This is a genomic window from Mycobacterium sp. (genome assembly GCF_044342925.1).
Taxonomy (GTDB): Bacteria; Actinomycetota; Actinomycetes; order Mycobacteriales; family Mycobacteriaceae; genus Mycobacterium.
This window is the reverse complement of record NZ_JBIIOV010000041.1, coordinates 1-21,372: the sequence shown is the minus strand read 5'-3', so window position 1 is coordinate 21,372 and position 21,372 is coordinate 1. Positions and strand designations below refer to the sequence as shown.

Annotated in this window: 15 protein-coding genes, 2 tRNA genes and 2 pseudogenes; 5 read left to right on the top strand and 14 right to left on the bottom strand. The window is 67.7% G+C overall.

Translation table 11 applies throughout. From position 1 onward, the window contains the following. Positions 1-51 precede the first annotated feature (51 nt). The 8 genes and pseudogenes from ADBZ6I_RS06575 to ADBZ6I_RS06540 form a co-directional block, all read right to left on the bottom strand. A complete protein-coding gene (locus tag ADBZ6I_RS06575) occupies positions 52-2,733 on the bottom strand; it encodes a valine--tRNA ligase (RefSeq protein WP_526382073.1) in 2,682 nt (893 codons plus the stop codon). A 73-nt stretch (positions 2,734-2,806) separates the two neighbouring features. Further along, positions 2,807-3,421, bottom strand: coding sequence for a DUF937 domain-containing protein (locus ADBZ6I_RS06570; RefSeq protein WP_526382071.1), 615 nt, complete (start codon positions 3,419-3,421; stop codon positions 2,807-2,809). 145 nt (positions 3,422-3,566) lie between these two features. After that, positions 3,567-4,832: a saccharopine dehydrogenase family protein gene (locus tag ADBZ6I_RS06565; protein WP_526382069.1), complete on the bottom strand. Its 1,266-nt coding sequence runs from the start codon at positions 4,830-4,832 to the stop codon at positions 3,567-3,569. 51 nt (positions 4,833-4,883) lie between these two features. Then, positions 4,884-5,312 (bottom strand): annotated as a pseudogene (locus tag ADBZ6I_RS06560) (transglycosylase family protein); the annotation flags it as partial. Positions 5,313-5,589: 277 nt separating this feature from the next. Further along, a pseudogene (locus ADBZ6I_RS06555) lies at positions 5,590-5,823 on the bottom strand (transglycosylase family protein); the annotation flags it as partial. Positions 5,824-6,391: 568 nt separating this feature from the next. After that, positions 6,392-6,955, bottom strand: coding sequence for a molybdenum cofactor guanylyltransferase (mobA, locus tag ADBZ6I_RS06550; RefSeq protein ID WP_526382067.1), 564 nt, complete (start codon positions 6,953-6,955; stop codon positions 6,392-6,394). A 4-nt stretch (positions 6,956-6,959) separates the two neighbouring features. Further along, a complete protein-coding gene (locus ADBZ6I_RS06545) occupies positions 6,960-8,027 on the bottom strand; it encodes a thiamine pyrophosphate-dependent enzyme (protein ID WP_526382065.1) in 1,068 nt (355 codons plus the stop codon). An 8-nt stretch (positions 8,028-8,035) separates the two neighbouring features. Next, entirely contained in the window at positions 8,036-9,976 is a 1,941-nt protein-coding gene (locus tag ADBZ6I_RS06540; protein WP_526382063.1) for a 2-oxoacid:acceptor oxidoreductase subunit alpha, read from the bottom strand. 271 nt (positions 9,977-10,247) lie between these two features. On the opposite strand from ADBZ6I_RS06540, the gene ADBZ6I_RS06535 reads away from it, so the two are divergent. Beyond that, entirely contained in the window at positions 10,248-12,551 is a 2,304-nt protein-coding gene (locus ADBZ6I_RS06535) for an FdhF/YdeP family oxidoreductase (protein ID WP_526382061.1), read from the top strand. After that, entirely contained in the window at positions 12,539-13,360 is an 822-nt protein-coding gene (gene fdhD, locus ADBZ6I_RS06530) for a formate dehydrogenase accessory sulfurtransferase FdhD (RefSeq protein WP_526382059.1), read from the top strand. Before ADBZ6I_RS06535 ends, fdhD begins: the two co-directional genes overlap by 13 nt. 11 nt (positions 13,361-13,371) lie before the next feature. On the opposite strand, the gene clpX is transcribed toward fdhD, so the two are convergent. The 5 genes from clpX to ADBZ6I_RS06505 all read right to left on the bottom strand — a co-directional run bounded on the left by clpX (position 13,372) and on the right by ADBZ6I_RS06505 (position 17,873). Beyond that, positions 13,372-14,649 (bottom strand): ATP-dependent Clp protease ATP-binding subunit ClpX, encoded by a 1,278-nt coding sequence (gene clpX / locus ADBZ6I_RS06525; protein ID WP_313675288.1) that lies wholly within the window; start codon positions 14,647-14,649, stop codon positions 13,372-13,374. 202 nt (positions 14,650-14,851) lie between these two features. After that, positions 14,852-15,472, bottom strand: coding sequence for a ClpP family protease (locus tag ADBZ6I_RS06520; protein WP_526382075.1), 621 nt, complete (start codon positions 15,470-15,472; stop codon positions 14,852-14,854). Between the two features lie 31 nt (positions 15,473-15,503). Continuing rightward, positions 15,504-16,115: a ClpP family protease gene (locus ADBZ6I_RS06515; RefSeq protein ID WP_526382057.1), complete on the bottom strand. Its 612-nt coding sequence runs from the start codon at positions 16,113-16,115 to the stop codon at positions 15,504-15,506. Between the two features lie 84 nt (positions 16,116-16,199). Continuing rightward, a complete protein-coding gene (gene tig / locus ADBZ6I_RS06510) occupies positions 16,200-17,750 on the bottom strand; it encodes a trigger factor (RefSeq protein WP_526382055.1) in 1,551 nt (516 codons plus the stop codon). Between the two features lie 49 nt (positions 17,751-17,799). Beyond that, positions 17,800-17,873: transfer RNA gene (locus tag ADBZ6I_RS06505), tRNA-Pro, on the bottom strand. Positions 17,874-17,968: 95 nt separating this feature from the next. Between ADBZ6I_RS06505 and ADBZ6I_RS06500 the strand changes: the two genes are divergently transcribed. The 3 genes from ADBZ6I_RS06500 to ADBZ6I_RS06490 all read left to right on the top strand — a co-directional run bounded on the left by ADBZ6I_RS06500 (position 17,969) and on the right by ADBZ6I_RS06490 (position 20,274). Continuing rightward, positions 17,969-18,042: transfer RNA gene (locus ADBZ6I_RS06500), tRNA-Gly, on the top strand. A 176-nt stretch (positions 18,043-18,218) separates the two neighbouring features. Beyond that, positions 18,219-19,400 (top strand): serine hydrolase domain-containing protein, encoded by a 1,182-nt coding sequence (locus tag ADBZ6I_RS06495; RefSeq protein ID WP_526382053.1) that lies wholly within the window; start codon positions 18,219-18,221, stop codon positions 19,398-19,400. A gap of 67 nt (positions 19,401-19,467) precedes the next feature. Further along, positions 19,468-20,274: a DUF1542 domain-containing protein gene (locus tag ADBZ6I_RS06490; RefSeq protein ID WP_526382051.1), complete on the top strand. Its 807-nt coding sequence runs from the start codon at positions 19,468-19,470 to the stop codon at positions 20,272-20,274. A 31-nt stretch (positions 20,275-20,305) separates the two neighbouring features. On the opposite strand, the gene ADBZ6I_RS06485 is transcribed toward ADBZ6I_RS06490, so the two are convergent. Further along, positions 20,306-21,372, bottom strand: a 1,067-nt coding sequence (locus tag ADBZ6I_RS06485) for an HNH endonuclease signature motif containing protein (protein ID WP_526382049.1), incomplete at its 5' end; no start/stop codon positions are given.

Genomic DNA, 21,372 nt, shown 5'->3' with positions numbered 1-21,372 from the left:
CGTCGGGCGTCGGCTCGTCGGCGGCGGCCCACGAAGGTTCTCCGGGATCGGTCATGCAAGCGCAGCCAGGCGCGCGGTGATCCGGTCCACTTCTTCGCTCGCCAGTTTCCGGCGATCGCGGATCTTATCGACGACGTCGGCAGGCGCCTTGGCCAGAAAGGCGTCGTTGCCGAGTTTGGCTGTGGTGGTGGCCAATTCCTTCTGCGCGGCGCCCAGGTCCTTCTCCAACCGGCGCCGCTCGGCGTCCACGTCGACGGTGCCGGAGGTGTCCAGTTCGACGCCGACGGTGCCGCCCGACAGCCGGACCTCGACCTGGGCGCATGCCCGGAACTCGTCGTCGGGGTTGGTCAGCCACGCCAGCGCGGTCACCGGCGCCACCAGAGCTTCCAGTCCGGCGTCGACAATGCCCGCCAGTCTCGCCGGCACCTTCTGCCGATCGGCCAGGCCTTGGTCGCTGCGGAATCGGCGGACCTCGGTCACCAGTTTCTGCATGTCGGAGATGCGCTGCGCGGCAGTGCTATCCAGTCCGATGCCGGAAGCGGTGGGCCACTCGGCGATCACCAGAGACTCCTCACCGGTCAGCTGCTTCCACAGCACTTCGGTGACGAACGGCATCACCGGGTGCAGCAGTTTGAGCAGGGTGTCCAGCACCGCTGCCAATACCGCGGTGGTGTGCGAAACGCCTTCGGCGATCTGCACTTTGGCCAGCTCCAGATACCAGTCGCAGAACTCGTCCCAGACGAAGTGGTAGAGCGCTTCGCAGGCCCGGCTGAACTCGTATCCGTCCAGGGCCGCGTCGACGTCGGCGCGTACCTGTTCGGCACGGCCCAGAATCCAGCGGTCGGCGTCGGTCAGTTCGCTCTGCGCGGGCAGCGGCGCCGGGGCCGCCCCGTTCATCAGCGCGAACCGGGTGGCGTTGAACAGTTTGGTGGCGAAGTTCCGGGAGGCTCGCGCATGGTCCTCGCCGATGGACAGGTCACCACCCGGGCTGGCGCCGCGGGCGAGGGTGAATCGCAGCGCGTCGGCACCGAACAGTTCCACCCAGTCCAGCGGGTCGATGCCGTTGCCCCGGGACTTGCTCATCTTGCGGCCGTGCTCGTCGCGAATCAGCCCGTGCAGGAACACATTCTCGAACGGCACCTGTGGGCCCCTTTTTCCTCCTGGGCCGCCGCCGGAGGTGATGGCGTCGTCGTCGGCGACGAAGGTTCCGAACATGACCATCCGCGCCACCCAGAAGAACAAAATGTCGTAACCGGTGACCAGCACGCTGGTGGGATAAAACTTCTCCAGATCCGGGGTGCGGTCCGGCCAGCCCATCGTGGAGAACGGCCACAGCGCCGACGAGAACCAGGTGTCCAGGACGTCGGGGTCCTGCTCCCAGCCCTCCGGCGGGGTTTCGTCGGGCCCGACGCACACCGCCTGGCCGTCGGGTCCGTGCCAGATCGGGATGCGGTGGCCCCACCACAGCTGCCGGGAGATGCACCAGTCGTGCATGTCGTCGACCCAGGCGAACCAGCGCGGTTCCAGGCTCTTGGGGTGAATGACGATGTCGCCGTTGCGAACAGCGTCGCCGGCGGCCTTGGCCAGGGCTTCGACCTTGACCCACCACTGCAGGCTCAGCCGCGGCTCGATCGGTTCGCCGCTGCGCTCGGAATGCCCGACGCTGTGCAGGTAAGGCCGCTTCTCGGCGACGATCCGGCCCTGCTCGGCCAACGCTTCGCGAACCTTGACCCGGGCCTCGAACCGATCCATACCGTCGAATTGCGTTCCGGTGTCCACGATCCGGCCGCGGGTGTCCATGATCGACGGCATCGCCAAGTTGTGCCGCAGCCCGATCTCGAAGTCGTTCGGGTCATGTGCGGGCGTGACTTTCACCGCGCCGGTGCCGAACTCGGGGTCGACGTGCGTGTCTGCCACTACGACGATCTCCCGGTCCTGAAACGGGTGCGGCAGCGTCGTGCCGACCAAGTGGCGGTAGCGGTCGTCGTCGGGGTGGACGGCAATCGCGGTGTCGCCGAGCATGGTCTCGATCCGGGTGGTGGCCACCACGATATGCGGCTGCGCGTCGTCCAGTGAGCCGTACCGGAAGGAGACGAGTTCGCCTTCGACTTCCTCGTATTTCACTTCCAGATCGGAGATCGCCGTCTGCAGCACCGGCGACCAGTTCACCAGCCGCTCGGCCCGGTAGATCAGGCCGGCGTCGTAGAGCCGCTTGAAAATGGTGCGCACGGCACGAGACAGCGTCTCGTCCATGGTGAAACGGTCACGGCTCCAGTCGACCCCGTCACCGAGCCGGCGCATCTGCGCACCGATGGTGCCGCCGGACTGCTGCTTCCACTCCCAGACCTTCTCGGTGAACCGCTCCCGGCCCAGACCCTCCCGGGTCTCCCCGATGGCCGCGAGCTGCTTTTCCACCAGCGTCTGGGTGGCGATGCCGGCGTGGTCCATACCGGGGAGCCACAGCACCTCGTAGCCCTGCATGCGCTTGCGGCGGGTCAGCGCGTCCATCAGGGTGTGGTCCAGCGCGTGCCCCATGTGCAGGCTGCCGGTCACATTCGGCGGCGGCAGCACGATCGAGTACGGCGGCTTGCCGCTGGAGGCGTCGGCGGTGAAGTAACCGGCGTCCACCCAACCCTGGTACAGGTCGGTCTCTACCGCACCCGGATCCCACGCCTTGGGCAGGCCCTCTGGGCCAGGTGGAGAATCTGCGGCGGCACGGGAGTCGTCAGGCACCGGTCAAGTCTAGGAACGGAGAAACGCAGGCCCTCGACCGACCTGGCCGGGGGCCTGCGTCACACCGAATGCGTCAGCGGCCGCCGCGCAGCAGGCCGCCCAGGATGTTGCCGATCGCGCCGCCCTGGCCGCCGCCGAGCACACCGCCGAGGATGCTGCTCAGCGGGTTGCCGCCGCCCCTGGCGCCGCCGCCGCCGAGGATGCTGCCCAGCACGTCTCCCATGCCGCCGCCCGGCGCCGCCTGCGCCTGCGCCTGCGCAGCGCCGGCACCCGCGTTGCCCCGCTGGGAGAACTGCCGGCCCACGTACGCCAGCACGATCGGGGCCAGCATCGGCAGCAGCCGCTTGATCAGGTCACCGCCCGGGGCGCCAGCCCCGGCCAGCGCGGAGGCCACCTGATTGGTATCGTTGCCGCCGAAGAGACTGGCGACCATCTGGTTGCCCTGGTTCTCGTCGAGCTGGTCGACGTTCACGCCGCCGTCGAGCAGATCGCTCTGGCCGGTGGCAACGGCGGTCGACTCCAGGTGGGTCGAATCGATGTCCTCCGACGCGACGTTCTCATGCATGGTGCCCAGCAGGGTCGGGATCAGCGTCTGGACGGCCTGCGCCACCTCGGTGGGGTCGGCTCCGAGCTTGTTGGCGAGGTCCGCCACCGGGATCTGGTTGAAGAGGTCGTCGAGACCGGCCATGTTGGGGTTCTACTTTCGGAGTGAGGCGCCACGCGCGGCGGTTGTCGGAAATGCTCCGACAGTAGTCAACGTCGGAACAGCTCCGACAGTTGTCAGCGCCGGAACTGCTTCGACAGTAGTCAGCGAGGGCCGGTCATGCACAGATTTATGCTTTGGGCTTGGAATTGAGCCGCGTCGTTTCCAGCGAAATCCCGGCGCCCGGGAACCGGGCCAGCAGGGCGTCGCCCATGGCGGCCGCGGGAGTCAGAACGCCGTAGACCTCGGGCAGCTTGTCCCGGTCGAGGGCAAGTGCCAGGCCGCACTCACCCAGCATCACCGAGGTGGCCTTGTAGCCGGGGTCGCCGCTCTGCGACATGTGGGCCACATAGCGCGCGCCGGTGCTGGTGGTGGTGTACGTCTCCACCTTGTAGTAGCCGTTCTCGCGGACCTTCTCGCTGGGGCCGGTGCCGGGCTTGGGCAGCACCTTCTCGACCAGCCGCTGCGGCAAGAACCGGAAGAACCGGCTGCCCGCCAGGGCGCCGGCGGCGGTGGCGGCGGTGAGGGCCGCGGAGACCACAGGCGCCGTCACCGACGGGCCGATGCCGACGAATTCGGCGTAGCGGAACCGGCGGCCGTAGGCATAGTCCAGCAGTGCGTTGCTGCGCCGCACGATCCGGGCGTTGTACAGCGCCATGATGAATCCAGCGGCCCACACCCCCGCCAGTTCCGGTGCGATGTCGCGGCCGCGCCGCCACGGCAGGTCCGGCTGGGCGCCCAGTTCCGGTTCGGCGCCACGGTCTTGGGACAGCGTGTAGGGGTCTGCGAGCAGTTTGCGAGTCTCGGGGTTCTCCGACGCCGCCCGCAGCACCTCGACCCCCGAGGCGATGGTGCCGCCGGACGCGCCGCCGGAAGCCCCCCGCAGCACGAAGTTGGTGTCCAGCAGCTCGCCCTCGCCGTCCTGGCGGGCGCGCCGGTACAGCGCGTAGACCGTCATATCGGAGGGCACCGAGTCGAACCCGCAGGCGTGCACGATGCGGGCTCCGGTGTCGACGGCCTGCTTGTGGAACTCGTCGATGCTCTGGCGGACGAACGTGGCCTCGCCGGTGAGGTCGGCGTAGTCGGTGCCGGTCTTCGCGCACGCAGCGACCAGCGGAATGCCGTAGCGGCTGTAAGGGCCGACCGTGGTGAGTACCACCCGGGTGCGTGCGGTCATCGCCTCCAGCGAGGCCGGCGAGGCCGAGTCAGCCTGCAGGATCTCCCAGTCGCGAGCCTTCTCACCGAGGCTGTCGCGCACCTGGGCGAGCCGTTCGGCGGACCGACCGGCCAGGGCGATGCGAGCGGACCCGCCGGCCTTGGCGAGGTACTCGGCGGTGAGCTTGCCGACGAAACCGGTGGCTCCGTAAACGACGATGTCGAATTCACGCTGGGTCATGCAGGTAAACCTACCGCCGCCGCAGCGCTTGAGGCGGGCCGGCGGCAGCGCTCAACGAATGCCGAGCGCGCTGGCGAAAGCCGCGCCCGGGTCGGTCAAAACGGTGCAGATCTGACCCCAGTCCACCAGGCCCAGCGGGCCGCGTCCCATTGCCGGGCACTGGGCCGACGGCGCCGAGGCGGTGACCGTTTCACTGGCCGGCAGGGCGAAGACGACCGGTGTGGCCGACCCGGCTGCCGGGATCCGCGGCGCGCCGGCCTGCTTGCTGCACGACGGCCACGCGCCGATGCCCTGGGTGCGTAGCACGTTCTCGGCCACCCGGATCTGCTCTTCCCGCGAGGCCTGGTGCGGCATGCCGGCGCCGCCGTTGGCCTTCCAGGTGGCGGGGCTGAACTGCAGGCCGCCGTAGTACCCGTTGCCGGTGTTGATCGCCCAATTGCCGCCGGACTCGCACTTGGCGATGGCATCCCAGTTGACGCTGCTGTCCGCCGCGGCGGTGCCACTGCCCAGCACGAATCCCGCCAGGGCCGCACCCAGTGCGAAGGCGACCATGGTGACGATTCTGCGGATCCCCGAAGAAATGGACGTGATCATGGAGTCCCTTCCGAAGGCACCGCGCGGTTGTGATGGGGACATCGCAGCCGCCGGAAGGGTTGTTACGCCAGGGTTCGTGTCGTCGGCCTGACGTCAATGTCAGCGACACAAAAAAGGTGGCGCCGGATCTCTCCGGCGCCACCTTTGTCAGGTATCGCTTGCGTCAGCCAAGCCCACCGCAGGACGGCCAGGCGCCGATGCCCTGGGTGCGCAGGGTGTTCTCGGCCACCCGGATCTGCTCTTCGCGAGAAGCCTGGTGCGGCATACCGCTGCCACCGTTGGCCGCCCACGTCGACGGGCTGAACTGCAGGCCGCCGTAGTAGCCGTTGCCGGTGTTGATGGACCAGTTGCCACTGGACTCGCAGGCCGCGATGGCGTCCCAGTTGACGCTGTCGGCGTTAGCCGTGCCGGCGCCCAGTGCGATCGGGGCCACGGCCATCGCGCCGGCGACCGAGGCCACCTTGAGAGCCGTTCCCAGCGTGTTGCGGAAGTTCTTCAACAATCTTTCCTTTCGCCGAGCGTGCGCCGGATTTGCTATCGGGATAAAGCCGAAGGCGGTCCAAGTCGTGCCGTCTCGGTCTGGCACGACAGCGGGGACCGTTTCCGCACTACTCGCGGACCCAGCCCCGCTACACACGCAGGGTTTCTGATCTGGAATTGTTTGGCCTTTTCGTAGACCGGGTAGAACGGTACGTGAGTGCGTTATGGCAAGTCACGTCAATGACGCGGCAATTTCTCGCCTATAACAGATCGATCACAACCGTGACAATTCCGGGTCCCCCGCAGGTCACAACGGCGTGTCAGCACCCCTCCGACGATGACGGCACCGTCATTACTGTGACCGAGATCACACCCTATTTGTGAAGCGGCCCACAGAGATCTAATTCACAAAATTCACATTTGTCACATTGATAACATCGCCAGTGCGAATCAGCACCGTGGGCCACATCGGCCCCAAGGGATTATCAGCGCAGGTCGGACGGCGCGTTCAGATTGGTCAGCGCCGCCGTCTGCGCCGTCACCACCCGCTGCGTCAGCACCGCGCCGGTCAACGCCCGCATGCTGCGTTCACCGGCGCTGAACAGCTCCTCGATACGGTCGACCAGCGCCGTGCGGTAGACCGCGGCCAAGTAGTGGTCGCGGCCGTCCCAGGGCAGCACCACATCGACGCCGGTGTGGGCGGCCAGCTCGTCGACCAGTTCGATAGAGAGGTGGGGCATGTCGACCGCGCTGACGAACGCCCGGTCCAGTCCCGCGACCTCAGCGGCCCGCAGACCCACGCCGGTGGCCGGCAGCGGGCCGGAACCGCGCACCTCGTCGCGCAGGATTTCGGCGTCCAGTGCCGGCAGCGGCTGACCGGGCGCCGCCACGACGAAGATCCGCGCACAGCGCCGCGACAGCACGCCGACGGTGTGCTCGACCATGGTGACCCCGGTGGTGGGATGCGGCATGGTGGCCTTGTCGCGACCCATCCGCCGCGACGCCCCGCCGGCCAGCACGACAGCCGCGAGGGCGTCGCGCGGGGGCATCCGACTAGTCCACAGTCCAGGTGTCGCGTCCGCGCAGCAGCGCCTGCAGAGCGGCGGTGTCGTGCGGGACGGTGTCACGAGCCACCGCGATCTGCTCACGGGCGGCGTCGTCGTAGGTGGGGCGGCTGACCTGCCGGAAAATCCCCATCACGGTGTGCTCGAGGTTCTGCTCGCTGAGCCGGGACAGCGCGAAGGCGTACGCCGGATTGTCGGCCCGGGCGTCGTGCACCACGATCTGATCGGCGGGTACGTCCGCGGTCTTGGCGACGTCGAGTCCGAAGCCGCTTTGCACGACGCAGTATTCGCCGTCGGCCCCGAAGGTGATGGGCTCCCCGTCCTGCACCCGGATGACGCGCTCCTCAGCGCCGTCCTTGCGGAGCACGTCGAACGAGCCGTCGTTGAAGATGGGGCAGTCCTGCAGGATCTCGACGAGGGCCGCGCCGCGGTGCGCGGCGGCGGCGCGCAGCACCTCCGACAAGCCCTTGCGGTCGGAGTCCAGCGCCCGGCCGACGAACGTCGCCTCGGCCCCCAGGGCCACCGACACCGGGTTGAACGGCTGGTCCAGTGAGCCCATCGGGGTGGACTTGGTGATCTTGCCGACCTCGGAGGTCGGTGAGTACTGCCCCTTGGTCAGCCCGTAGATCCGGTTGTTGAACAAGAGCACGGTGATGTTCATATTGCGGCGCAGCGCGTGGATCAGGTGGTTGCCGCCGATGGACAGCGCGTCGCCGTCGCCGGTGACCACCCAGACCGACAGGTCCGGCCGGGCCAGAGCCAGGCCGGTGGCGACGGTCGGTGCGCGACCGTGGATGGAGTGGAAGCCGTAGGTCTCCAGGTAGTACGGAAAGCGACTGGAGCAGCCGATGCCGCTGACGAAGGCGATGTTCTCCCGGCGCAGGCCGAGTTCGGGCAGGAAGTTGCGGATCGTGTTGAGGATGACGTAGTCACCGCAGCCCGGGCACCAGCGCACCTCCTGGTCGCTGGTGAAGTCCTTGGACTTCTGCGGCACGTCGGTGGTCGGAACTCCGGCCACTTTGGAGAGTCCGAGATCGGTCCCGATCAGGTTCGTCATGCGTTGGCTCACCGGCTGGCTCCCGCCCCGACGTCCGCCGCCACGGTGGCTGCCGTGAGTCGCGCGAATTTGGCTTTGTCGCTTTCGATTTGGCTCAACGTTCCGACGAGGGCCGCGTCGATGACGCTCTCGATCTCGTCGGCGCGGAAAGCCATCCCGGCCACCTTGGTAACCGACTGGATGTCGACCAGGTAACGCCCGCGCAGCAGCAGGGCCAGCTGGCCGAGGTTCATCTCCGGCAGCACTACCTTCGGGTACTTGCGCAGCACCTCACCGAGATTGGCCGGCAACGGGTTGAGGTAGCGGAGCTGGCCGTGGGCCACCTTCACTCCGCGGCGGCGGACCCGACGGCAGGCCTCGCCGATCGGTCCGAACGAGCTTCCCCAGCCCAGCAGCAGCAGTTCGGCGTCGCCGTCGGGGTCGTCGACCTCCAGGTCCGGCACGGCGATGCCATCGATCTTGGCCTGCCGCAGCCGCACCATCTGGTCGTGGTTGTCGCCCTGGTAGGAGATATCACCGGACCCGTTGGCCTTCTCCAGACCGCCGATGCGGTGCTCCAGCCCGGCCGTCCCCGGCACCGCGAACTGCCGGGCCAGGGTCAGCGGGTCGCGGGCGTAGGGCGCGAAGGGCTCACCGGCCCGGGCGAATCCGGTCTCGATCGGCTCGAAAGTGCTGACATCGGGGATGCGCCACGGCTCGGAGCCGTTCGCGATCGCCCCGTCGGACAGCACGAACACCGGTGTGCGGTAGGTCAGGGCGATCCGGGCCGCCTCGACCGCGATGCCGAAGCAGTCCGACGGTGCGCAGGGGGCCAGCACTGGCACCGGGGACTCGCCGTTGCGGCCGAACATGGCCTGCAGCAGATCGGCCTGCTCGGTCTTGGTGGGCAGCCCGGTCGACGGGCCGCCACGCTGCACGTCGATGACCAGCAGCGGCAGCTCGGTCATCACGGCCAGGCCGATGAACTCCGACTTCAGCGCGACACCGGGACCCGACGTGCTGGTGACGCCCAGCGCCCCGCCGTAGGACGCGCCCAGGGCCGCGCCGATCCCGGCGATCTCGTCCTCGGCCTGGAAGGTCATCACGTTGAAGTTCTTGTGCTTGGACAGCTCGTGCAGGATGTCCGAGGCCGGGGTGATCGGGTAGCTGCCCAGCACCACCTGGACGTCGGCGAGCTGACCGGCGGCGATGATCCCGTAGGACAGGGCGGTGTTGCCGGAGATCTGCCGGTACTCCCCCGCTGCCAGCTTGGCCCGCGCCACCTCGTAGGTGGTGGCAAACGCCTCGGTGGTCTCGCCGTAGTTCCAGCCGGCTCGCAGCGCCAGCACGTTGGCCTCGGCGATATCGGGTTTGCGGGCGAACTTCTCCCGGATGAACGTCTCGTTGGCCTCGATGGGCCGGCCGTACATCCAGCACAGCAGACCCAGGGCGAACATGTTCTTGGCGCGCTCGCCGTCCTTCTTGGTCGCGCCGATCGGCTCCACCGCACCGAGAGTCAGGGTGGTCATCGGGATGGCGTGGACGAGGTAGTCCGACAACTCGCCGGTGTCCAGCGGAGAGCTCACGTAGCCCACCTTGGCCAGGTTGCGCTTGGTGAACTCGTCGGAGTTGGCGATCACGGTGCCGCCGCGCGGCAGGTCGGCGATATTGGCCTTGAGCGCGGCCGGGTTCATCGCGACGAGCACGTCCGGGCGATCACCGGCGGTGAGGATGTCGTAGTCGGCGATCTGGATCTGGAACGACGAGACGCCAGGCAGGGTCCCTGCTGGTGCGCGGATCTCGGCGGGGTAATTCGGTTGCGTCGCAAGGTCATTGCCGAACAGCGCCGCTTCGGAGGTGAACCGGTCACCGGTCAGCTGCATGCCGTCGCCGGAGTCCCCGGCGAACCGGATGACGACCTTCTCGAGTCGGTGTCGGTTCAGCGCAGCTCCGTTGCCGTTCGGACCCACGTCGCCGCCTTTCTTTTTGAGGTACGGCGGAAATTTCTGCTACTCGCGGTAACGATTATGCACTTTCTTAGGCAAGCTTTGCCGAAGCCGAAAGCGAACACGCCGTCGATTTCTCGACGAACTCACAGCTCAGCGGCGTGATCTTCGACGACCGTCGACCTCGGTGTGTCGTTGGTCACGTCTGTGCGTCAGTGAATCTTAAGAATTAGACCACCACCCGTATTCGGCCTTCGCCGGTGCCTCCGAGGGGTTGAGGAATAGATTTGACGCCATGCCCGGCGCCGATTCCCCTGCCGACTATGACGAGCACGGGATCCGCGTCCAGCACCCGAAGACCGCCGCCGCCGGCGTACCCGCCGTCCTGGCGGCGCTGCGACGAAGCCTCGCCCAGATGGGTGCCGTGCGCACCGTCAGCACCCTGGCCAAGGTCAACCAGCGCGACGGTTTCGACTGCCCGGGCTGCGCGTGGCCCGAGGAGCAGGGCGGTCGCAAACGCATCGAGTTCTGCGAGAACGGCGCGAAAGCCGTCGCCGAGGAGGCCACCCGCAGGACGGTCACCCCCGAGTTTTTCGCGCGGCATCCGGTCGCCGAACTTCTTGACCGCCCGGAGTTCTGGCTGTCCCAGCAGGGCCGGCTGACCCACCCGATGGTGCTCCGGCCGAGCGAGGCGAACTACCGCTCGATCGGGTGGGACGAGGCGTTCGCCCTGATCGCCGAGCACCTGCAGGCTCTGGACTCCCCAGACGAGGCGGTCTTCTACACCTCCGGCCGCACCAGCAACGAGGCCGCGTTCCTCTACCAGCTGATGGTCCGCAGCTTCGGCACCAACAACCTGCCGGACTGCTCCAACATGTGCCACGAGTCCTCCGGCACCGCGCTGATCGAATCCATCGGCGTGGGCAAGGGCTCGGTGACCGTCGCCGACATCGAGCACGCCGACCTGATCGTCATCGCCGGGCAAAACCCGGGCACCAACCATCCCCGCATGCTCTCGGTGCTGGAGAAGGCGAAAGCCAACGGCGCCAAAATCGTCGCGGTCAACCCGCTGCCGGAGGCCGGGCTGATCCGCTTCAACGATCCGCAGACGGTGCGGGGCGTCGCCGGTCGTGGAATGCCGGTCGCCGACGAGTTCGTGCAGATCCGCATCGGCGGCGACATGGCCCTGTTCCGGGGTCTGGCCCGGCTGCTGCTGGCCGCCGACGATCAGGCCCCCGGCACCGTCGTCGACCGCGACTTCATCGCGGCGCACTGCCAGGGCTACGACGACTACGCCGCGCTGGCCCGAGCGGTGGACCTCGACACCGTGCTCGACGCGACCGGTATCACCGGCGCGCAACTGCGCCGCGTCGCCGACATGCTGGCCAGGTCCCGACGCACCATCGTCTGCTGGGCGATGGGCCTGACCCAGCACACCCATGCGGTGGCGACCATTGCCGAGATCACCAATGTGCTGCTGCTGCGCGGCATGATCGGCAAGCCCGGCGCCGGCGTGTGCCCGGTGCGCGGCCACTCCAACGTTCAGGGTGACCGCACCATGGGGATCTGGGAGAAGGCGCCGGAAGCCTTTCTGGCCGCACTGGATTCGCGGTTCGGCATCAGCGCCCCACGCCGGCACGGTTATGACACGGTCAACGCGATCCGGGCCATGCGTGACGGCCGGGCGTCGGTGTTCATCGGGATGGGCGGCAACTTCGCCTCGGCCACCCCGGACACCGAGGTCACCGAGGCGGCGCTGCGCAATTGCGCACTGACGGTTCAGGTTTCCACCAAACTCAACCGCAGTCATCTGGTGCACGGCCGCACCGCGCTGATCCTGCCCGCCCTGGGCCGCACCGATCTCGACGTGGTCGACGGCCGCAAACAGGTGGTCTCGGTCGAGGACTCGATGTCGATGGTGCACCTGTCCCGCGGCAGCCTGCCGCCGCCCGACGAGCAGGTGCGCAGCGAGGTCGCGATCATCTGCCAGTTGGCCCGCCGGGTGCTCGGTGCGGCGCATCCGGTGCCCTGGGAACGCTTCGCGCACGACTACGACACCATCCGCGATGAGATCGCCGCGGTGGTGCCCGGTTGCGCGGACTACAACCGCCGGGTGCGCCGGCCGGACGGGTTCCAACTGCCCCACCCGCCGCGGGACTCCCGCGAATTCCCCACGGCCACCGGCAAAGCCAACTTCGCCACCTACCCGCTGCACTGGGTTCCGGTGCCGGCCGGACGGCTGGTGCTGCAGACTCTGCGCAGCCACGACCAGTACAACACCACCATCTACGGCCTCGACGACCGCTACCGCGGGGTCAAGGGCGGCCGCCGGGTGGTGTTCGTCAACCCCGCCGACATCGCCGCGCTGGGACTGGCCGGCGGCGAGCGCGTCGACCTGATCTCGGAGTTCCGCGGAGCGGAGCGGCGGGCCAAGGACTTCCTCGTGGTGCCCTACCCCACCCCGCCTGGCAACGCGGCGGCCTACTACCCGGAGACCAACCCGCTGGTGCCGCTGGATCATGTTGCGGTGAAGTCCAATACGCCGGTGTCGAAGGCCGTCGTAGTGAGACTGGAGAAAGCCGGGCCATGGGCCGGGTGACGGCACGCCGGCGGGTCAGCCACCGCACCGGTGACACGACAACCAAGCGGGCCGACACACTCGTCGTCGAGGAGCCGTTGGAGATCCGCGTGAACGGCTCCGCCATCACCGTCACCATGCGCACGCCCGGCTCGGATTTCGAGCTGGCCCAGGGCTTTCTGATCACCGAGGGGCTGATCACCCAGCGCGACGACATCGCCACGGTGCGCTACTGCCAAGGCGCAGGTCAAGACGGCGTCAACAGCTACAACGTTCTCGACGTCACCCTGACGCCCGGTGTGACGCTGCCGGACCTGAACGTCACCCGCAACTTCTACTCAACCTCGTCGTGCGGGGTGTGCGGCAAGTCCTCGCTGGACGCCGTGCGACTGGCCAGCCGGCACGCCCCCGGCGACGATCCCTCCACCGTGCCGGCGGCGACGCTCACCGCGATGCCGGCCCAGTTGCGTTCGGCGCAAAAGGTTTTCGCCACCACCGGTGGCCTGCACGGGGCGGCGCTGTTCAGCGCCGACGGCACCATGCTGGCGGTCCGGGAGGATGTCGGCCGGCACAACGCCGTGGACAAGGTGATCGGCTGGGCGCTGGAGTCCGGGCGCATCCCGCTGGGCGAGACGGTGCTTCTGGTCAGCGGCCGGGCGTCGTTCGAACTGACGCAGAAGGCAGTGATGGCGGGCATTCCGGTCCTGGCCGCGGTGTCCGCGCCGTCATCGCTGGCGGTGGACCTGGCCACCCAGTCCGGGCTGACGTTGGTGGCGTTTCTGCGCGGCGACTCGATGAACGTCTACAGCCGCGCCGACCGGATCACCTAGCCGCCGAAGGACTAAGCGGTCTTATCCCGACGTTCGGTGCGGGGAGCCTTGCGCGGCACGATGGTCGGCAGGACGTTGTCCAGCACGGTCTCCTTGGTGACGACCACCTTGGCGACGTCGTCGCGGCTGGGGATGTCGTACATCACCGGCAGCAGGACTTCCTCCATGATGGCGCGCAGACCGCGAGCGCCGGTACCGCGGTGGATGGCCTGATCGGCGATGGCATCGAGGGCGTCTTCGTCGAACTCCAGCTCCACGCCGTCCATCTCGAACAGCCGGGTGTACTGCTTGACCAGCGCGTTCTTCGGCTCGGAGAGAATCTTGACCAGCGATTCCTTGTCCAGGTTGGTCACCGAGGCGACCACCGGCAGACGGCCGATGAACTCCGGGATGAGGCCGAACTTGATCAGGTCCTCGGGCATGACCTCGGAGAAGTGATCCTGGGTGTCGATCTCGGCCTTGGACTTCACCTCGGCGCCGAAGCCCAAGCCGCGCTTGCCGATTCGGTCGGAGACGATCTTCTCCAGACCCGCGAAGGCGCCGGCCACGATGAACAGCACGTTGGTGGTGTCGATCTGGATGAACTCCTGGTGCGGGTGCTTGCGGCCGCCCTGCGGAGGCACCGAAGCCTGGGTGCCCTCCAGGATTTTCAGCAGCGCCTGCTGCACGCCCTCACCGGAGACGTCGCGGGTGATCGACGGGTTCTCGCTCTTGCGGGCGATCTTGTCGACCTCGTCGATGTAGATGATGCCGGTCTCGGCCCGCTTGACATCGTAGTCCGCGGCCTGGATCAGCTTGAGCAGGATGTTCTCCACGTCCTCGCCGACGTACCCCGCCTCGGTCAGCGCGGTGGCGTCGGCGATGGCGAACGGCACGTTGAGCATCTTGGCCAGGGTCTGGGCCAGGTAGGTCTTGCCGCAGCCGGTGGGGCCGAGCATCAGGATGTTGGACTTGGCCAGCTCGACGGGTTCGGACCGCGGGTCACGCTTCTCGCCGGCCTGGATGCGCTTGTAGTGGTTGTAGACGGCGACGGCCAGCGTGCGCTTGGCAGTGTCCTGACCGATGACGTAGTTCTCCAGGAAATCGCGGATCTCCGCCGGCTTGGGCAGCTCATCGAGTTTGACGTCGTCGTTGTCGGCGAGTTCCTCTTCGATGATCTCGTTGCACAGGTCGATGCACTCGTCACAGATGTAGACGCCGGGGCCGGCGATGAGCTTCTTGACCTGCTTCTGGCTCTTCCCGCAGAACGAGCATTTCAGCAGGTCACCGCCGTCTCCGATGCGCGCCATGGTGCGTGTGCCCTACTTCCTTCGCGGTCGGTCTTGCCGGTTCGTTCGCTAAGTCTGGTCTCGGTCTGCCTCGACGCTACCCGCTCGCTCAGCTGGGGGGCGGCCGATATCCGTCGAGAAAATCAAGATATCCCTCAACCCGACCATCCGCGCTGCGGCGCGCAGCACCGGCACCCCGGCGTGTCGCACCATCTGCGGCTCATTACTTCTGCGCGGACAGCTTCCGGTAGCTCAGCACGGTGTCGATGATCCCGTACTCCTTGGCCTGCTCGGCGGTCAGAATCTTGTCGCGATCGGTGTCCTTGCGGATGACGGCCGGATCCTTGCCGGTGTGCCGGCCCAGCGTCTCTTCCATGAGGGTCCGCATGCGCTCGATCTCAGCGGCCTGGATCTCCAGATCGGAGAACTGACCCTGGATGACCCCGCCCAGCGACGGCTGGTGGATGAGCACGCGGGCGTTCGGCAGCGCCAGCCGCTTGCCGGGGGAACCGGCTGCCAGCAACACCGCCGCCGCCGAGGCGGCCTGCCCGAGGCACACCGTCTGGATGTCGGCGCGCACGTACTGCATGGTGTCGTAGATCGCCATCAGCGAGGTGAACGAGCCACCGGGCGAGTTGATGTACATGGTGATGTCGCGGTCGGGATCGAGTGACTCCAGCACCAGCAGCTGCGCCATGATGTCGTTGGCCGAGGCGTCGTCGACCTGCACGCCGAGGAAGATGATGCGTTCCTCGAACAGCTTGTTGTAGGGGTTGGACTCCTTGACACCCCAGCTGGAGTGCTCGATGAACGACGGCAGGATGTAGCGCGCCGAAGGGGTCATCCGGGGATCGGCCGAGGAAAAAGGCAGTGCATCAGGCATTGGACCCTCCGTTGAAGTGCGCACGGGTGATGACGTGGTCGACGAAGCCGTACTCGAGGGCTTCCGGGGCGGTGAACCAGCGGTCGCGGTCGGAGTCGGCCTCGATGCGCTCGATGGGCTGGCCGGTGAACTCGGCGTTGAGCCGGAACATCTCCTTCTTGATGAGCGCGAACTGCTCGGCCTGGATGGCGATGTCGGCGGCGCCGCCGGTGATGCCGCCGAGCGGCTGGTGCATCAGGATGCGGGCGTGCGGCAGGGCGTAGCGCTTGCCCTTGGCGCCCGCGGCGAGGAGGAACTCACCCATCGAGGCGGCCATGCCCAGGGCGTAGGTGGCCACGTCGCACGGGGCCAGCACCATGGTGTCGTAGATCGCCATGCCGGCGCTGATCGAGCCGCCGGGCGAGTTGATGTAGAGCGAGATGTCCTTGGTGGGGTCTTCGGCAGCCAGCAGCAGGATCTGCGCACACAGCCGGTTGGCGATGTCGTCGTCCACCTGGGAACCCAGGAAGATGATGCGCTCGGCCAGCAATCGCTCGTAGACCGAGTCCTGAAGGTTCAGCCCAACGCCGGAACGCATGTGAGTCACGCTTACCTGCTTTCTCATGAGTAAAACTCGGACCGTCTCACCGACCCTAACCAACCGGGAGCCAAGAACCATGCCGAGGCAGGTGCTCTTTCGCTGTCGGCGTTACTTAGCGTCGGCGTCGGCGTCGGAATCGGCGGCGGCTTCCGAGCCGGCTTTGTCCTTCGCTTTGGCCTTGGCCTTGTCTTTGGCTTCATCCTTGGAGTTGGCCTTGCTCTTGTCCTCGGCCTTGTCCTCGGTCTTATCTTTGGTCTTGTCTTTGGACTTGCCTTTGGCCTTGCCTTTGGCCTTGGCGGCGCCTGCAGCTGCGTCCTCGGCTTCGTCCTCGGCGCCGCCCTGCGAGCCGAAGAACTCGGCGGTGTCGATCACCTCGCCGCTGGTGTCGGTCACCGTCGCGGCCTCCACCACGGCGGCCACCGCCAGGCCGCGGCGCACGTCGGCGTAGACCACCGGCAGCTGGTTCTGCTGCTGCAGCATGCCCACCAGCTGCTGGGGCTCGATGCCGTACTGGCGCGACATCAGGATCAGCCGCTCGGTGAGGTCGGACTCGCCGACCTGGATGTCCAGATCGTCGGCGATGGCGTCCATCAGCAGCTGCGTCTTGACGGCCTTCTCGGCGGCTTCCAGGTTGTCGGCGTCGAACTTCTCGCGCGAGCTGCCCTGGGCCTCCAGCGTCTCGGCCAGCTTGGCCTCGTCGTGGTCCAGCGGGTGAATGGCGTTGTGCAGCGCCGAATCGACCTGCGCCTGCACGATCGCCTCCGGCAGCGGCACGTCGACCATGCCCAGCAGGGTCTCCAGCGCGGTGTCGCGGATGGTCTCGGCCTGGTGAATGCGCTTGACCCGGCGCACCTGGTCGGTCAGGTTCTCGCGCAGCGCCTCCAGGGTGTCGAACTCACTGGCCAGCTGGGCGAATTCGTCGTCGGCGGCGGGCAGTTCCCGCTCCTTGATGGTCGTGACCGTCACGCTCACCTCGGCGTCCTCACCGGCGTGCGCACCGGCGACGAGCTTGGTGGTGAAGGTCTTGGACTCGCCCTCGGACAGGCCGATTATGGCCTCGTCGAGACCCTCGATCAGCTGGCCGGAACCGATCTCGTGAGACAGCCCCTCGGCCTTGCCGTCCGGGATCTCCTCGCCGTTGACCGACGCGGACAGGTCGATGGAGACGAAATCGCCGTTCTTCGCGGGACGGTCGACGCCCTTGAGGGTGCCGAACCGGGCGCGCAGCGTCTGCAGCTCGGCCTCGACCTCTTCGTCGGTGATCTCGATCGGGTCGACGGAGATGTTCAGCGTGCTCAGGTCCGGCAGGTCGATGTCGGGGCGGACGTCGACCTCGGCGGTGAACACCAGCTCCTCGCCGTCCTCCAGCTTGGTGACCTCGATGTCGGGCTGACCCAGCGGACGCAGCTCGGTGGTGGTCACCGCTTCGCTGTAGCGGGCCGGCAGCACCTCATTAACGACCTGCTCCAGCACGGCGCCGCGACCGACCCGGGCCTCCAGCAGCTTGGCCGGGGCCTTGCCCGGACGGAAACCGGGCAACCGGACCTGCTGTGCCAGTTGCTTGTAGGCGCGGTCGAAGTCCGGCTGCAGTTCCGTGAAGGGCACCTCCACGTTGATGCGAACCCGAGTCGGGCTCAGCTTCTCGACGGTGTGCTTCACGGTGCTGCTCCTATTTGTCGTGACGGTCTCGTGTCGTGCCGGGGGCGTGTCGGGGTGACAGGATTTGAACCTGCGGCCTTCCGCTCCCAAAGCGGATGCGCTACCAAGCTGCGCTACACCCCGCTGCTCTAGCTTTCGCCCGGCGATACTACGGCCCAGAAGGGGTCCGAGTGGAATCGGACAACAGGACGCCGGTACATTTGGGCTCGCGCAAGCACGCGGGCGTAGCTCAATGGTAGAGCCCTAGTCTTCCAAACTAGCTACGCGGGTTCGATTCCCGTCGCCCGCTCCACACGGAACCGGGCCGGCCGTCCCGGCCCGGCCACCACCCGCCCAATAACGACGCGGTCCCGAATCTGCGGCGATTCGACTCCCGGCCGCTTTCGGTACTGTGGCAGACGTAAATTCGGGGTCGGTCCACGCGCTCGCCCCGGGCCGGAAGGTTCTCGGTCAGGAGGCGCCCCCCGCATGACATCCACCGTCCCCATCGGCGGCACCTGCGATCCCCGTTTCGGCGCGGTCCGCGCCAACTTCGAACGCAATTTCACCCACGACAACGAGGTCGGCGCCGCCGTCGCGGTCTGGGTGGACGGCGATCTGGTGGTCAACCTGTGGGGCGGGTACGCCGACACCAAGCGTCGGCGGCTGTGGCGGGAGAACACGCTGGCCAGCATCTTCTCCGGCAGCAAGGGTTTGACCAGCACGTGTCTGCACCTGTTGGCCGACCGCGGCGAGATCGACCTGCAGGCGCCGGTGGCGCAGTACTGGCCGGAGTTCGCCCAGGCCGGCAAGGGCGACATCACCGTCGCGATGGTGCTCGGGCACCGCTCCGGGGTGATCGCCCCGCGGACCCGGCTGCACTGGAGCGAGGTCACCGACTGGGATCGGGTGTGCGACGCGCTGGCGGCTTCCGAGCCATGGTGGAAGCCGGGCACCGCCCAGGGCTACCACATGGTGGCGTTCGGATTCGTGCTCGGCGAGGTGGTCCGTCGGGTCACCGGCCGCACGCTCGGCCAGTACCTGCGCACCGAGATCGCCGAGCCGATGGGCATCGACGTGCACATCGGCTTGCCCGCGTCCGAGCATCACCGGTGCGCCGAGATGATCAACAAACCGCACATCCGCGACGTCCTGGCCAACGGCGGCGCCCCGGGACACCCGAAGTCCCTCGACGAGCACCCGATGGCCGGTCTGTCGGCGGCGATGGGCTTCGTCCCCGACGACGAGTTGGGTTCCAACGACATCAGAACCTGGCGCATCGCGGAGTTCCCCGGCACCAACGCCCACGTCTCGGCGCTGGGCCTGGCCACCTTCTACAACGGGCTGGCGCAGGAGAAGGTCCTGGGCCGCGAGCAGCTGGAGCGGGTGCGGGTGTCCCAAGGCGGGTTCGACCCCGACGTCGTGCTCGGCCCCCGGGTGGCAGACCACGGCTGGGGGCTGGGCTACATGCTCAATCAGCGCGGTGTGGCCGGGCCGAACCTGCGCAGCTTCGGCCACGGCGGCTCCGGCGGGTCCTACGGGTTCGTCGACCTCGAACACCGCATCGGCTACGCCTACGTCATGAACTATTTCGACGCCACCAAGTGCAACGCCGACCCGCGAACCACCGCCCTATCCGACGAGGTCTACCGGGTGCTCGGCGCCCGGTAGCCGCGCTGCCGACGGGGCAAATTCCCGTCCCGCTGCCGGTTTCCGCAATCTCGGTACTGTGGACGGCATGAATAATGGCCTGCTCTTGATCCTGCTGGCTGTCGTGGGTCTGCTGGTTCTGACGATGGTGAGCTCCAAGCGCAATTCCGGCAACCGCGAGGCCACCAGCCTGGCCGACGCCAAGGCCGACGCCCGGAGGGTGATCGAGCGCCTCGGCGGCCAGGTGCTCAACCTGACCGGCAGCGACCAGGCGTCCCAGCAGGCGCTGGCCGACGCCTCCGAACGCTTCACCGCGGCGTCCTCCCAGATCGAGCAGGCCACCACCGCCAAGCAGGCGATGCTGGCCAAGGAGAGCGCACTCGAAGGGCTGTATTACGTGCGCGCCGCCCGCACGGCGATGGGCATGGATCCCGGCCCGGAGTTGGAGGCCATCTCGGGCCAGAAGTCGGCCGGCGTGGTCACCGAGGACCGGCGCGTCCAGTTCGAGGGCCGCGAGATCGAAGCCTCCCCGGTGCCGTCGCCGAACACCCCGAACTACTACCCGGGCGGCCGTGTCGCCGGGCGGCCGGTACCGGCCGGCTGGTACTCCGAGCCGTGGTGGAAGCCCGCACTGCGGGCCGGCGCCTGGGGTCTGGGGTCGGTGCTGCTGTTCGACGCGATGTTCTCCGGTATGCACGGGGTCGGCTACGGCGCCTCCGGCTTTGAGAGCGGGTACGGCTCCGGGTTCGATCAGGGCTTCGACGCCGGATACGACCAGGGCCTGGACGCGGGCGGCGGCGACTTCGGCGGCGGCGGGGACGGCGGCGGCGACTTCGGCGGCGACTTCGGCGGCGGCGGTTTCGACGGCGGCGACTTCGGAGGCTTCGACTTCTAGGCGGCCGCCGTTATAGCCCCGGTCGCCCCGCCTAAAAGGGCGGCGGGTCGGCCGCTGCGTTCTCGCCGAGTAGTCGGGCGTGTGCTACCTGGCGTGCGGTGTTCATGTCTGCGCAAATTCTTCGTTCCCGGTCGATGCGGGCTCGCCGGTCGGCCTCGCGGGTGCGCTTGCGGGTCGGCATCGCTAATCCGCGTCTGGCTCGGGGCGTGGTGGGTTCGGTGGTGAATGCTCCTGCCGCAGCGGGCGTTTCCGTCGACGGACCCAGCCCTGGGAACAGCCGCGCCCCTTCGGGTTCGGTCGTGTACCGATGCGCGGTCGGCGAGGTCAAGATCAAGGTGCCGTCAGCCAACTGCCTCTCCGACCACCCGCCCGGCCCGCAATAAAACGTCTTCACCAGATGATGGGCGCGGCAGTATTGCTTGAGGTTGCCCCGGCTGGTCGGCCCCGCCGGATAGGGCACCGTATGGTCGGCGTCGCACACCGGCGCGTCACACCCCGGCCATCGGCAGGTCAGGTCCCGCCACCGAATGAACCGCATCAACGCCGCCGACGGCCGATACCCCATTTGCGACTCAATCGGCGCGGCCAGGGGCTTGAGCTTCGCCGTCGTGCAGTGACGGCGCACCGATTCGGCCGGCTGAATCCCGAACTTCGGCAGGTAACCGGGGTTGTCCCCCGCGCCCGTGACGGTGGCCTTCTCGGCCACCAGATGGATCACCACCGGGGCCGCACCACCCTCCCCCAACGCCGGGCACTGTTCAGAACCGCACTGGCACAATAACTTCTCCGCCCCCGCCGCCAGTGCACCCACCGCATCGCTGCGCCGCTGCATCACCGTCCGCGGATCATCGGCACATACCGTGCGGGCCAGAGCGTCGAGGCGCTGATCGAACGCCGCCGCATCAGTGGCATGAATATTGGCCCAGATACCGGCCATCCCCGGAACGGTCGCTTCCACCTCAACATAGCGGCTCTCCTCCACCGACGGCGGAACCCGAACACCATCAGGATCGACCTTGGCGACCCACTGATCGACACGATCCGCCAACTTCGGACCCGACAACTTCATCCACCGCGGAATCACCCGAGCCAACGCCG

What these genes read in the sequence shown, in the direction of transcription:
- clpX (WP_313675288.1), bottom strand. Translation starts at nt 14,649, where the DNA reads ATGGCGCGCATCGGAGACGGCGGTGACCTGCTGAAATGCTCGTTCTGC.
- ADBZ6I_RS06565 (WP_526382069.1), bottom strand. Translation starts at nt 4,832, where the DNA reads ATGACCCAGCGTGAATTCGACATCGTCGTTTACGGAGCCACCGGTTTC.
- ADBZ6I_RS06535 (WP_526382061.1), top strand. Translation starts at nt 10,248, where the DNA reads ATGCCCGGCGCCGATTCCCCTGCCGACTATGACGAGCACGGGATCCGC.
- mobA (WP_526382067.1), bottom strand. Translation starts at nt 6,955, where the DNA reads ATGCCCCCGCGCGACGCCCTCGCGGCTGTCGTGCTGGCCGGCGGGGCG.
- ADBZ6I_RS06495 (WP_526382053.1), top strand. Translation starts at nt 18,219, where the DNA reads ATGACATCCACCGTCCCCATCGGCGGCACCTGCGATCCCCGTTTCGGC.
- ADBZ6I_RS06545 (WP_526382065.1), bottom strand. Translation starts at nt 8,027, where the DNA reads ATGACGAACCTGATCGGGACCGATCTCGGACTCTCCAAAGTGGCCGGA.
- ADBZ6I_RS06570 (WP_526382071.1), bottom strand. Translation starts at nt 3,421, where the DNA reads ATGGCCGGTCTCGACGACCTCTTCAACCAGATCCCGGTGGCGGACCTC.
- ADBZ6I_RS06515 (WP_526382057.1), bottom strand. Translation starts at nt 16,115, where the DNA reads ATGAGAAAGCAGGTAAGCGTGACTCACATGCGTTCCGGCGTTGGGCTG.
- ADBZ6I_RS06490 (WP_526382051.1), top strand. Translation starts at nt 19,468, where the DNA reads ATGAATAATGGCCTGCTCTTGATCCTGCTGGCTGTCGTGGGTCTGCTG.
- ADBZ6I_RS06520 (WP_526382075.1), bottom strand. Translation starts at nt 15,472, where the DNA reads ATGACCCCTTCGGCGCGCTACATCCTGCCGTCGTTCATCGAGCACTCC.
- fdhD (WP_526382059.1), top strand. Translation starts at nt 12,539, where the DNA reads ATGGGCCGGGTGACGGCACGCCGGCGGGTCAGCCACCGCACCGGTGAC.